The sequence below is a fragment of the Blastopirellula sp. SH421 genome (assembly GCF_057808535.1).
In genome coordinates this window covers 2,370,376-2,383,407 of sequence record NZ_CM173712.1, presented here as the reverse complement: position 1 = coordinate 2,383,407, position 13,032 = coordinate 2,370,376, and the positions used below count along the sequence as shown (strand labels likewise).

The 13,032-nt window shown below is 56.4% G+C and carries 10 protein-coding genes; 4 read left to right on the top strand and 6 right to left on the bottom strand.

The window, feature by feature from the left end:
- Nucleotides 1-117: 117 nt before the first annotated feature.
- A complete protein-coding gene (locus SH421x_RS09830; protein ID WP_488855303.1) occupies nucleotides 118-855 on the bottom strand; it encodes a GntR family transcriptional regulator in 738 nt (245 codons plus the stop codon).
- A gap of 240 nt (nucleotides 856-1,095) precedes the next feature.
- Between SH421x_RS09830 and SH421x_RS09825 the strand changes: the two genes are divergently transcribed.
- The gene (locus SH421x_RS09825; protein WP_488855302.1) at nucleotides 1,096-2,874 is read left to right on the top strand and encodes an SGNH/GDSL hydrolase family protein; all 1,779 of its coding nucleotides are present in this window, start codon (nucleotides 1,096-1,098) and stop codon (nucleotides 2,872-2,874) included.
- Between the two features lie 9 nt (nucleotides 2,875-2,883).
- On the opposite strand, the gene SH421x_RS09820 is transcribed toward SH421x_RS09825, so the two are convergent.
- The 3 genes from SH421x_RS09820 to SH421x_RS09810 all read right to left on the bottom strand — a co-directional run bounded on the left by SH421x_RS09820 (nucleotide 2,884) and on the right by SH421x_RS09810 (nucleotide 5,538).
- A complete protein-coding gene (locus tag SH421x_RS09820) occupies nucleotides 2,884-3,696 on the bottom strand; it encodes a sulfite exporter TauE/SafE family protein (RefSeq protein WP_488855301.1) in 813 nt (270 codons plus the stop codon).
- A gap of 43 nt (nucleotides 3,697-3,739) precedes the next feature.
- Entirely contained in the window at nucleotides 3,740-5,143 is a 1,404-nt protein-coding gene (locus tag SH421x_RS09815) for an MBL fold metallo-hydrolase (RefSeq protein WP_488855300.1), read from the bottom strand.
- A gap of 77 nt (nucleotides 5,144-5,220) precedes the next feature.
- Nucleotides 5,221-5,538 (bottom strand): ArsR/SmtB family transcription factor, encoded by a 318-nt coding sequence (locus tag SH421x_RS09810; RefSeq protein ID WP_488855299.1) that lies wholly within the window; start codon nucleotides 5,536-5,538, stop codon nucleotides 5,221-5,223.
- 228 nt (nucleotides 5,539-5,766) lie between these two features.
- On the opposite strand from SH421x_RS09810, the gene SH421x_RS09805 reads away from it, so the two are divergent.
- The 3 genes from SH421x_RS09805 (at nucleotide 5,767) to SH421x_RS09795 (ending at nucleotide 10,120) form a co-directional block, all read left to right on the top strand.
- Entirely contained in the window at nucleotides 5,767-7,029 is a 1,263-nt protein-coding gene (locus tag SH421x_RS09805) for an acyltransferase family protein (RefSeq protein ID WP_488855298.1), read from the top strand.
- A gap of 410 nt (nucleotides 7,030-7,439) precedes the next feature.
- Entirely contained in the window at nucleotides 7,440-8,960 is a 1,521-nt protein-coding gene (locus SH421x_RS09800; protein WP_488855297.1) for a vWA domain-containing protein, read from the top strand.
- Nucleotides 8,957-10,120, top strand: coding sequence for an ARPP-2 domain-containing protein (locus tag SH421x_RS09795; RefSeq protein ID WP_488855296.1), 1,164 nt, complete (start codon nucleotides 8,957-8,959; stop codon nucleotides 10,118-10,120). Before SH421x_RS09800 ends, SH421x_RS09795 begins: the two co-directional genes overlap by 4 nt.
- Before the next feature lie 46 nt (nucleotides 10,121-10,166).
- Here SH421x_RS09795 and SH421x_RS09790 read toward each other — a convergent pair whose 3' ends face one another.
- Both SH421x_RS09790 and SH421x_RS09785 read right to left on the bottom strand, forming a co-directional pair.
- Nucleotides 10,167-10,703, bottom strand: a complete 537-nt coding sequence (locus SH421x_RS09790) for a GNAT family N-acetyltransferase (RefSeq protein ID WP_488855295.1) — start codon at nucleotides 10,701-10,703, stop codon at nucleotides 10,167-10,169.
- Between the two features lie 556 nt (nucleotides 10,704-11,259).
- On the bottom strand, nucleotides 11,260-12,861 hold the full coding sequence (locus tag SH421x_RS09785) for a peptide chain release factor 3 (RefSeq protein ID WP_488855294.1): 1,602 nt from the start codon (nucleotides 12,859-12,861) through the stop codon (nucleotides 11,260-11,262).
- Between the last annotated feature and the right edge of the window lie 171 nt (nucleotides 12,862-13,032).

The following is a 13,032-nucleotide window of genomic DNA, read 5'->3' as shown; positions in this document are numbered from 1 at the left end:
CCAACCAACAAGCGGCAGCGAACACAAGATCGGCGAAGTGCAAGCGCCCGACGAGAGCAGGGGGGAAGCAGACTAAACAGCAGTGCTAAACAGCAGTGCTAAACGACCGAGCCAAGCTCAGCTAGCCTGCGATTCTGTAAAACGTTCTGAGATATAGTCTTCTAGCCAAGTATCCAGATGATTCACCAGCGCCTGCTGAGAGGCTTCGGGATCCTCCGATAACAATGCGTCGACAATGGCCAAATGCTCTCGGTTTTCTTCGACGCGAACGAATCGCTCGGAGGTTTGAAGAACCAGGTAATAGGCGTCGCTTAAAGCTTTGTAAATTGTCGAATAGCGACTGATCTCTTCTTTTAAACGACGATTTTGGCAATAGAAAGCGATGGTCGAATGCAGCCGCGCATCAATCTCGCGCGTTGCCCGACTAGAGACCATATCCAAGGGGGCCGCAATAACTTGCTTCAGTTCCCGTTGCAACGATTCAAGCTGCTCTCTGGGGATGTTTCCACAAGCACAGCGGATCGCTTCGCGTTCCAAGATCTTCCGGACCTCGCACAATTCCCGCGCCTCTTGCGGACCAAAGTCACGAACTCGCACCCCTTTGTGTGGCAGCACGTCGACCATGCCCAAGGATTCCAGCTCCATCAACGCTTCCCGAACCGGAGTTCGACTCACCCCAAATTGCTCGGCCAGCGGCTGGACCGTTAATTTCTCACCCGGCTTAAAATGATGCGCAAAGATGGCGATCGCTAATCGCTGGCTGACCTGCGAACGCAAGCCTCCTCGCTGAAGCGGTTTCGTAAGATCACTTGCGATCATCGGCGGCTGGGCCTGCATTTCATCGACGGTTTTCATCTTGGATATTATATGCAATATGACTGCACTTTTCTCATCTGTTCCCAAAAATTATTCCTCTGTGTGATTTAGGGGAATTTATCTTCCTTCGCTGCCCAAGATCAGCAGGATCGTTCAGACTTTGAAAGCCGGTTTAGTCCCTGACGGTTGTTGCGTGCCGCTGGTCCAGTGATAATGCAACTCCCTGCCAGTGCACTTCTGCTTGCACGGTGTACCGATCCAAACACCGGAATTCACGCCATGTCCTGCTTCCTTCGCTCTCTCTTCGTCCTCGCTCTGCTGGTTACCGCCGCGCAAGCTCAGACAACTCCGGCGACCACCGAACCGACCAACGCCGAAGAGGCCGCCGCCAAAAAGCTGCGTGAAGAGGCCGAGCTCGAAACCAAATATCAGGCCTGGTTCGCCCAACTGACGCCAGACCAACAAGCTTGGGAGAAAACGCTGCAAGCCGAGCTCGGCGGGTTCTATCTGCCGATTCACAAGCGTGAAAAAGTCGATGGCAAGTCGAACGCATGGGACTACGTCGCCGATGATCCCGCATTGCCGCGGGTCTTGCTGATCGGTGATTCGGTATCGCGGGCCTATACGCAAACCGTGCGCAAAGAACTGGCCGGGATCGCCAATGTGCATCGCGCGCCGGCCAACTGCGGGCCTACCTCGATGGGGCTGCAAAAGCTCGACATCTGGATGGGAGACGGCAAGTGGGATCTGATCCATTTCAATTTTGGAATCCACGATCGCGCCACACCGCTGGCTGATTACGCTCAGCGGTTAGAACAGTTGGTAAAGCGCATGCAAAAGACCGGCGCCAAGGTCGCCTGGGCCAGCTCGACGCCGATCCCGGACGTCCCCGCAAAAAAATTCAACGCTCAATCGATGATCGAGCGCAACGCGACTGCGGCCGAAGTGATGCTGAAACAGAACGTCGCGATCGACGACCTGTTTGCCGCGATCACGCCGCGTCTGGTCGAACTGCAAAATCCTGACGACGTGCACTTTACCGCCGCCGGCAACGAATTTTTGGGGCAGCAAGTCGCGACCTTCCTGAAAGCGAACCTGCCGCAAAAATATCATCTCACCGTGCGAGCCAGCGAGATTAACCCCGACGCCAAAGAGCACCCCGAGCTTGGCTTTGTCTTCAACGATGCCAAAGGAAAACCGCAGGACGTGCAGCATGCGATGGTCGATACCCGCGTTGCCCCCCGCGGACAATTGGTCATTTGGCTGATGGGCTACAACGGCGGTCTGTTCGATCGGATCAGCAGTTACGGTTTGCACGGCATTCAACCGCATTACGCCAATCGTTGGTTCGGCACGCTTAGCGCCAAGGATCGCGATGACGGAGTCAGTCTCGGCAAGATTCGCTTGGAAGCGGCGACCGGTCAAGACGTCAGCCCATTGGTCGATATTCCTGTGGCCGACAGCATGGCCCAGCGCAGCTTGCAAATGGTCAAATGGCTCGCCAAAGAAAACCCGGCCGGCAACTGGGGGCAGTTCCTCAACGCCGATCAGACTGACCTCTTGTGGGACAAGGTCATCATCTCCGGCAGCTCGCACGGCTCAACCACATCGGCCCGCTTCGCCAAGCATCAGAAGGTCGCCCGCGTTGTAATGCTGTGCGGTCCGCGTGATCAATTCGATTCGTGGCAAGCTCTGCCATCGGCGACGCCTGAGAATCGCTACTTCGGCTTTAGTCATGTGCTGGACGGGGGTTGGACCGGCGACCATTATTGCCGCTCTTGGCAAATGCTGGGACTGAACAAGTTTGGCCCGATCGTCAATGTCGACCAAGTCGCTTCGCCTTACGGATCAACACGTCGCCTGATCACTGACGCCGACGTGAAAAAAGATGCCGGCCGCGCTCACGGCAGCGTTACCCCCGGCGGATCCGCCGTCAAAGACGCCGATGGCAATTTCATCCATGAGGCGGTCTGGAAGTACCTGTTTACTCACCCCGTCGATCAAGTGGGGGAAGCGGTTCCGGCCGAGACCGATTGCAACTTGGACTTGAAGCGATAGCCAGCGTCACTAAGCTAACAACGTCTTAGCGATCACAAACATCGCCACCGCGACAATCGCCACGGCGAATCCTTTTTGCAGCGCAGGGCCTGACAACCGGCGGCCAATGGCCTGACCGGCGAACAGCCCCGCGACGCCGCCGATAATAAACAGGGTCATCAACAGCGGCTCGATCGTTCGCCCTGCGATCAAGTGCGACGCGACGCCGGAAGCGCTAATCACGGCGATCACCATTAGCGAAGCGCCGACCGCCTTGTGGATCGGCATGTTGGTGAAAAAAATCAGCGCCGGCACAATCACAAACCCGCCGCCGACGCCAAACATCCCAGCAAGGACGCCTGTCAAAACACCCACGACCGACAGCATGAGGGCACAGCGAGAATTCAGCACCAGGGCGCCGCTCTCGTCACGTCGGCATGTGGGTTGGCTGACGTCCTTACCTGTTTCGCAAGCAATCAACGGTGTCGCCGCTTTCCGCCACATGCGAACGGCGACAATTAACATCAACGCGGCGAACAGCGACAGCAATAATGTTTCGCTTATCTGGCCGGCCAACAGCGTTCCGAGCGGCGCCCCGATCATCCCAGCCACCGCAAACAGCAAGCCGGTCCGGACTTCCACTTCGCCCTGGCGCCAGCGCGTAATAAATCCCACCAGCGCCGTTGCACCAACTGCCGCTAGTGAAACGCCAACCGCGTCACGCATCGAGACGCCCAAGCCATAGACCAGCAGCGGGACGGCGAAGATGGCCCCACCGCCGCCGGTCAGTCCCAGCGAAAGCCCAACAATCGCTCCTAACAACAGCGTCATCGCTAACATCATGCTGTTCCGTTATGGAAGAGGAGACTAAATATCGACGCCAGCCTCACTCGTGCATCACCGGCAATTCTCCGGCGAGCCAAGCCTGAAACCCGCCGCTCATGTTGGTCACGTCGAAACCGCTTCGCTGCAACAAACTCGCGGCGATCGCCGAACGTCCGCCGCTTTGACACTGCACCACATAGGCGCGATCCCGCTCCAACTCGTCGATACTTCGCAACAGCTTGCCCAGAAAGCGATGCTTAGCGCCGGGGATATGTCCCTGCTGAAACTCGGCCGCCGACCGAACGTCCAGCAACGTCGCTTTGTGCAGTTGAAGCTCGGCTCGCAGTTGCTGCGGAGTTGCGCTGGCGTAGGACTCCGTTCGCAACCCCGACTTGTGCACGGCGCCAGCATCAAAATAACCGCCGATTTGATCGATGCCGATCGAACGAAGCAGCACCAAACTGGGCGACAACGAAGAACCCTCTGCGATCAAATAAATCGGCTGCTCATAGTTGACGAAAAAACCGGCCCACTGCGCCAGCATCTTGGTCGGAATATTGATCGTCCCCGGCACATGCGCGGCGCCAAATTCGGCCGACGGCGTCACGTCGATCACCAGTTGCCGCCGTGCGATCGACTGCAAGACCGCCGTATCGACTGGTGCGACCGCAGGCAGACTCGCCAACAATTCGGGTCCAAGTTTGTTGACCCGTTTCATCACGGCAAAATAGAACGGCGTCTCCGGCTGATCGGCGAGGATATAATCGACAAACGCTTGCTCGTCCGCGTACTGCAGCGCCGGGTTGAACTTCTTCTCGTAGCCGACGGTGCTTGAAGGAATCGCCCCCAGACCTTTGCCGCAAGCGCTGCCGGCGCCGTGCGCTGGCCAGACCTGCAGGTGATCCGGCAACGCGCGAAACCTCGCAACCGATTGAAACAACTGCCGTGCGCCTTGCTCGGCGCTGCCGACCACTCCCGCGGCGGTCTCCAGCAAGTCTGGTCGGCCAATCGAACCGACAAACACAAAGTCGCCAGTAAAAATCCCCATCGGTTCAGTCGCCCCACCACCTTCGTCGGTCAGCACCAACGAAATATGTTCCGGCGTATGCCCCGGCGTGTGCAACGTTTCTAGCTTTACCTTGCCGACATAGAATGTGTCGCCATCTTTCAGCAACTGCGCATCCACGTCCGCGGCATAACCATATTTCCAATCGGCCGGACCTTCGTCCGAAAGATAAAGCTTGGCGCCAACGCGATCCGCTAACTCGCGAGCGCCAGAGACAAAGTCAGCATGAATATGCGTTTCGGCCGCGCCGACAATCGCTAACCCCTCGGCTCGCGCGGCGTCAAGATAAGCCTGCACATTGCGGCCAGGATCAATCACGATTGCCTGACCACTCTTTTGACATCCGACCAAGTACGATGCGTGCGCAAGCGCCGGATCGTAGAAGTATTTGAGCAACATGACCTTGTTCCTTCCCCTCACAAAAAACTAGAAATATCGCGATACTACGATATTTATGCTCAAAAAAAGGGGCGACTCTAGGTCGCCGTCTGCACGCCAAAGCGACTCTCGATGCAGTGCAAGATGTCCTGCAGGTGAGGTTCGGCGACTTGGTAGTAAACTTTGCGACCCTCTTTTTGACTGCTCAGAAACCCGCACCGCTGCATCAATCGCAAATGTTCCGACGCCATTGGACTGGGGATCTCACACGCTTCAGCCAACTGGCCGACGGTGTATTCTCCTTGCAGCAGCATCTGCACCATGCGCAGGCGGTGGGGATGCGCCAAAATCCGCAGGCACTCCGCCGCTTGGGCCAGTGATTCTAATGTCGTCAGTTTCAGTTTGGTTGCAGCCATCTTCGCTTCCTCTCTCTCCCTTTAATATATCGGAACATTACGACATGTCAAGCGTTGAAATCCCAATCTTTGTCCCGATCCTCCGTGTGCGTCTCACCTCTTGGTCCGCCCGGCGGCCCCTTCGGTAGTTGCGCAAAAGAATGAAATGATTGACCAACTTGCGAATGATCTGCTACACTCCCGCCGGCATTTCGAGCCACTCCAGTTGTCACTTCTCCGCAGGCAGCAATGACAGACCACGAAACCGGGACGAGCCAAAGCATCCATGCTGCCGAGATTCCGCCCCCCAAGCCGCTGCGGTTCCGCTCGCTGGATGTCTTTCGCGGTGCGTCGGTCGCATTGATGATTTTGGTCAACAACCCCGGAACGTGGTCAGCGATGTACCCTCCGCTGCAGCACGCCGCCTGGCACGGCTGCACGCCGACCGATTTGGTCTTTCCCTTCTTTCTGTTCGCGGTCGGCAACGCGTTGGCGTTTGTGATGGATCGCCTGCGCGACGCTCCGCCGCTGCGAGTGATCCAGCGAATCTTGCAGCGAACGGTGATGATCTTTGCGATCGGCGTGCTGCTCAACTACTTTCCCTTTGTCTCCTGGAACGACTCCGGAGAGTTGGCCGCCAAGTCGCTAGAAAATCTCCGCATCTTTGGCGTCCTGCAACGCATCGCGCTTAGCTATGGCGGCGCCGCAATCTTGATCTGGCTACTCGCTCGCGACGGCAAGACCAGTCGCGTGCAAATCGCAATCGTCGCGATTTTGATCGGCTACTGGATCGCCTGCCTGTTGCTGGGAGATCCCGCCGATCCGTATAGCTTGGAAGGATACATCGGCACGACAATCGATCGAGCGCTGCTCGGCGCCAATCATCTCTATAAAGGAGAAGGGGTCCCGTTTGATCCCGAAGGATTATTCGGCGTGATTCCCGGCATCGCTCAGGTCATGATCGGCTGGTGGGTCGGGCAAGCGATGCTGCGCAGCGAAAAGAACCTCGCGCTGATCGGGCGTCTCGCACTGGTCGGCGTCCACTTGTTGTTTATCGCCTATTTATGGCAATTGATCTTCCCGCTGAACAAAAAGATCTGGACATCCACCTTTGTGCTCCATACCTGCGGGCTCGCCACGTTGGCCCTCGCATCGATCATTTATTGGTTGGATATGCCGGCCCCAGCAGAGCAGGGGAGTTTCCCTCGGCTCACGACCGCGGCACGCAAGCTACTGGGCGGCCTGTTTCGCTTCTTCGAGGTCTTTGGTAAGAACCCGCTCTTCATCTTCGTGTTCAGTGCCCTCGTGGTAAAAACCCTCAGCATGTTCCGCTGGCATCCTGCCGGCAGTGAGCGTTGGACCAGTCTGCTGCCATGGATCTACAATACGATCTTTCACTGGGAGAACGTCGATCCGCGTTTGGGGTCCTTCCTCTACAGCGTCTGCTTGCTGATCGTCTACTGGCTGATTGTCGCGTGGATGGATCGACAAAAGATTTATATCCGCGTGTAGGGCAGGCCATGACTGTCGACTTGACGATTCTCCAAAATCTTTGCAAGAGTTAAGAGGTGTCTAGAAGCAACAAAACTCCGCCGAACCAACGCACTTTCTATTCGCGTGGGAATGCAAACGACCGCTGCATTGGTGTTGCTCCACCCTGGTGAAATAGTCGATGGATTGCAAGGCTATTTCTGACGCATCCTCGAATTCGTTCGCCAATTCTGCAAAAGGAAATTTTCTGATCGAACCTTCTTGCAGTCGGTGTTCTCTAATTGGACGACGCGATATTGACGATATACTCACGCATGCCCGCCTGTGGGACTTCGGCGCAACTTCCGCATTAGCTTCTGCAGCTGAAAAGCTCGTTGTTCTGTATTCTTCCCCAGGCGGCATTTTTTTATCCTTTTTGCCTCGGTCTCATCGTGACGTCGCACGACTCGCTTGATCGCCATTACGCTCAGCTTCGCGAGAAAAGTGAACGCGAAGACTTGGTGATGTTTATCAATGCCTGCTTTGCTGCGACCGGGCAAAACGAATACTACTCGGATCGCTTCACCCAAGCGGTCTCGATCGATTTTCTGCATCGCTACGTCTTGGGAAACTATCGCAAGGTTTATGCGCGTTCCCTTGCGGCAGGCGTCAATCAATTTAATCAGCTGACCATCATCTTCAACTTACTTCGTGCCGGCGCACCGGCCGATCTGCTGCTGCGCCGCGAAGAAGGTCAGTTGATCGCCGCCGCGCTCCAGGCCCTGCCGGCCAACCGCGTTTATGGGCTGTTCCAACGCTTGCGACGCGAGCAAGTCAACAATCGTCGCAGCCGCGCCGTCGTGCGTGATTACCTGGCCGCTCGCCGCACTCCTGCGTTGGACGCCGTGAAATATCGGACCAAATTGCGTATCGTCGCGCGACATAGCCATTTGCGTCTGCCGGTCGAGACCAGCAAGTTTCTATTTGATCTAGAAAGTCAAAAGCGTTTTGAGACGCCGCTGTATGACTCCTTTCTACGTGCGCGCTATTCGCAGCAAGCGGTATTTGAACTACCGATGACCGTCGCCGAAGGTTTGGCCGAGCGGCATGGGATCAGCCGCAAAGATTTTCTGCGGCGGATCGAACCGCAAATGACCCTTGCCGAAAAGCGACGCCTGCAAAATACCGCTCTGCGTGAAACCGGCAAGCAAATCAAAATTGATTTTGCCCGCACTCCACTGACGCAACTTGCGTTGTACGTGTTGTCGCTCCCTTGGGAAGAACGCCTACAAAACGCCGAGACCTTGCACCAAGCGCTTACTCGCTCGGCCGCAAACGCGCTGCACAAATTTCCGTTGCGTTTGCCCAAGATCGCGTTAGTGCTCGATCGCAGTCGTTCCACGTGGGGCTCGCGTGAGAAACGCCGCCGTCCGTTGGCGGTCGCCGTCGCGGTCGACTATTTAGTGCAAGCAGCAGCTCTCCAAGCAAAATCGTTCTGGACTCCGACCACCAAAGATCGCAGCACAGCGACCGAGCAGCCGCTCTACTCGTTCCTGCGCGATAGCGGGGGTCAAACCGATTTGGCGACGCCGCTGCTCGCAGCAATTCGTTGGCAGCCTGATCAAATCATCTTGGTTTCTGACGGCTACGAAAATTCGCCGCCAGGCGCCGCTCAGCAAATCATCGTCGCTTATCGTCAGCGTCTGGCCCAACAACATCCCATCTCGTTCGTGCATGCCAATCCTGTATTTGATCCTGACCACTTTTCGCCGCACCGCCTGGGAGATTCGATCCTCACGATCGGCCTCCGCGATGCCGAAGACTTGGGCGCATCGCTCGGCTTCGCCAAGTTCGCCGCCGGTGAAGCTTCGCTGCTAGAGCTGGAAAATCAACTCAGCAAGCTCGTCGACGAGAAGCTTGCCCACGCCCAACCGGGCAACGGACCAGCGCCCACGCGAGGAATCCAGCCATGACTGTCGCCAAGACGCAATTGCCGCTGAACGGTCTCGAGTTTGCTCCGCCGCAAGTGCTGGGTGGGGTTCGTCTGGTTCCGCTGACTCGGCCGCAGGTGCGCGAAGACTTGCGTCTTAGTCGACGCGTTTATCCTGAGGATCTAACCGTCGTCTCGATCGATCGTCGCACCAGCTATATCGCCTATGTTCCGCATGGGCTGGTCGCAAACTGGACGCACGACGGAGGCGCGGTCTTTGGATCGCAGTTGACGCAGGTTACCAAAAAAGATGGCGAAATCTGGGGCGACTTCGTCACTGCCCGCGGACTCCGCAAGTTGGTGCAGCGCGAAGGCAAGTCGCAGCTTCGTTTTCTGCCGCTGCATGTCGCGATGGAAGGTTTTCTGGCGCTCCACTTTGGCGGCCCCAACATCGCCTGGACCGAGTACTCGACGCGAGCCAAGCGGTTTGGCCTTACTCCTCGCAGCGAGGCCGTCGTCTCCGGTCGACAGATCGCCGGCCTTGACGATGCGCTACGGCTGTTCGAGATCCATGAGAACCAATGCGGACTGCTAGTCTTTGTGGCCGATGCGCTGGCTTCCGCGTTCGTCGTGCCGCATCCCGCCGACTATCAAGCGCTGCACCACACGTTGCTCTCTGACTATTACGGCGAGCTATTATGGCAATACGGGCTGTACGCGACCGAAAACGAAATCACTCCGCCGCCGATCCGCGCAGCCGAAATTAACTGCTTCGCTGATCTGGCCGACCAGGTAGATCGTCTACGAGATCGCTGGTCCGACCAAAGCCAAGACATGGCCGCCGGGCTGTTTCAGCGCGATCAGACCCAAAAACGCGCTTATCGCTTCAAACCGTTTACGCTCAACCGGTTTATGACCGATCTTGATCCAGCCGCCGAAAACCATATCGGCGAAACGATCTACGCCGACGACGGGACGCTGCAATACCTCAAGAGCTACCGACTCTCGAGCGCACAAACGCGCCGCGCCTATCTCCTCAGCCGATTAGCGGCACACAACTGGGAGCTGGACGCACTGGCCAAAACCGAGAACTGCCGAACCAACGAACTAATCCTCCGACTCAACAACGCCGGCTTCGGCTACTTATTGCACCAACATGTGCTAGACGCAGCTCGGGCGCAGGAGCACCGGAAGGGGAAATGAGTTGGGCAGTTTACCAAACAATTGCAGCACAGATCTCCTGCCGCTGTTAAGCATCCGCAGTCTTTCGATACAGGACATGGCGGCGAAGCGGAGAATCACTCGGCAAGCTGGGATGCTCAAAGTCGTCTGCTGGGTGATGGGTCATCCCGATGCGTTCCATGACTCGACGAGACCGCCGGTTGGACTCGGCTGTCAACGAAACGATCTCACTCAGTCCGAGATTGACAAAGCCGAACGTTAATGCGGCCGCAGCCCCTTCTGTTGCAAACCCATGTCCCCAGAATTGCGGTCCAAGCCGCCAACCGATTTCGACGCAGGGAGTAAAGTGAGACTGAAACTTTGGCCGCGCCAATCCGATGAAACCCGCAAAGGAACCAGTCTCGCGAATCTCCACAGCCCACAGCCCCCATCCATGCTCAAGCAGGTGTGCCTGGATCCGTTCGCCCAGCGCGTTACTTTCGGCCGTGCTTAACGCCGCCGGGAAAAACTCCATCACCCGAGGGTCCGAATTATAGTCCGCAAACGGCGCCAAGTCGGTATCGCTCCATTGCCGAAGCAGTAATCGTGCGGTCTGCAGAGTCATTGTCAATCTCGGTATTTGGCATTGCACACGGCAGCGGGTCACCGGCCCTACTCAGCCAGTCTCTGCTCTTTCTACCACGCGCAGACTCAGAAGCAATGGAAGGACTTCGTCACCATTTCTAGACCCCGCCGCCTGATTGATTTAGCTTCCAATCTTGGGACTCCCAGCCACCGCTGCGAAAGTGAGTCCAGCACTGGGTCCAGCACTGGGGCCGTGGCCACGGACATGCGAGGTCATGAAGGCGCTCGGCAAACGCCTGTTCTAGTTGCCTGCGGATTCGGGTGGTCTCAGTACTCGCTTCACTCTGCTGTAAAATTGTTCATGGAATGACCAACGTAACAACAATAGGGGGCCAGGTTGTCCGAATAGGTCGCAGTCGTTCGATGACCGCAATACGCGTTCGTTCTTCCTGCGGAAACTCCGCGGTGAACCAACTTCTTTTAAATCTCAACGCCAAGTCACACAGGGGACGGAGAGATCTGCCAGGGGCGTCCTCATCAACCAATCCATTACTCAGGCTCAGAGTCTCTCCAGAAACTTGCTTTCCGGATAGGCTCTAAATCCGCATCTCGCTAAATTTAATCTCGGTGTTATCTCGCTGCGCGTATTCCGCTTCCCAGACCGATAAAAACAGAACGACCGGAAACCCTAGTTGGTCATAGACTAATTTCGCAGAGTAGGGCAATTTCAAAGCGGGGCGCTGCGATCCGGCTCCACTGCTCTGTTGCGGCCAGCGCGCCACCTTGTAAGGCAACCATTCAATATCCGTGGGCGTGTCATATTCATGCTCCAGCCGAAATCGAACGACATCAAACTGCAACTCGCCTACGGCCGCCAGTATCGGTTCGCTACGGATTGATTTGCGATCCTCAAACATCTGAATCGCCCCTTCTTCCAGCAATTGGCTTAGCCCTCGTTCAAATTGCTTGCGGCGCAACGTATCTTGACAGCGCAACACCGCGAAAAATTCTGGTGAAAATTGCGGCAGCGCCGCAAAGTGAAACGATCCGCTTTCGCAGATCGTATCGCCTAAGCGAAACTCACCCGGATTCACCAACCCCACGATGTCGCCGGCATAGGCTTCGTCCATCGTTTCTCGCTCTTGTCCGAACACGCGATGCGCGCGAGAAAGTCGAATGAGCTTGCCGCTACGTGGGTGCATGACGTCCATCCCGCGACGGAAACGCCCGGAGCAAACGCGCACGAACGCAATTCGATCACGATGTCGCGGATCCAGATTGGCCTGGATCTTAAACACAAAACCAGAGAAGCAATTCCCAGAGGCCGGAATCATGCCGTGATCGCTGAGTCGGTCACGCGGGGCAGGGCAGAGCCGCAAAAAGCCGTCGAGAAAATCCTGCACGCCGCGATTGGTTAGCGCACTTCCAAAAAAGACCGGCGTTTGCTTGCCCTGCATAAATTGCTGCTGGTCAAACTCGACGCCCGCGATCTGCAGCAGCCCAACATCTTCGATCGCGTTCTCCACCACATTACCCAAAATCTGCGTATGTTCGGCCAGGTTATGCATATCCACCGACTCATAAGCAACTCGCCGGTCATGGCTCTCCTCGGTAAACAAATGCGCGACGCCCGAAGCGATATCAATAATCCCCTTGAAATCGCGATCCGATCCCAGCGGCCAATTTTGCGGGACAACTTCAATCGCAAACTTCGCGCGGATCTCTTCTAACAGCTCAAAGGGAGTCTTGCCGGGGCGATCGACTTTGTTGACAAAAGTAATGACCGGGATGTTGCGCAGCGCACAAACGCGAAATAATTTTTCGGTCTGCGTTTCTACTCCCTTCGCAACATCAATCACCATCACCGCACAGTCGGCGGCGACCAAAGTGCGGTACGTATCTTCACTAAAGTCATGGTGCCCTGGTGTATCCAGCAGATTGATCTGGTGATCTTGATACTCGAAGGTCAACACGGTCGACGTAACCGAGATGCCGCGTTGTCTTTCTAATTCCATCCAATCCGAAGTCGCTTCGCGCGCCGATTTTCGACCGCGAACCATCCCGGCGACATCAATGCACCCGCCAAACAACAGCAACTTTTCAGTCAGCGTCGTTTTGCCAGAGTCGGGATGCGAGATGATTGCAAAAGTTCGCCGGCGCTTCACCTGCGCATCGATAGTAGCATCAATTGGGGTCATGAAATCCAAGCATTTCTCTTAGAGCATCCCGTACTTCGCCAAATCTGCCCCCTCCAGGCGACAAATTCCAAAGTCGGACAAAACATCGACTCTTAGGCGACATCAGCCGCCGAGATCGTCACAACAGTTCACGCATCGCAGGAACGTAGAAATCCGCGACTACGGCGGCGT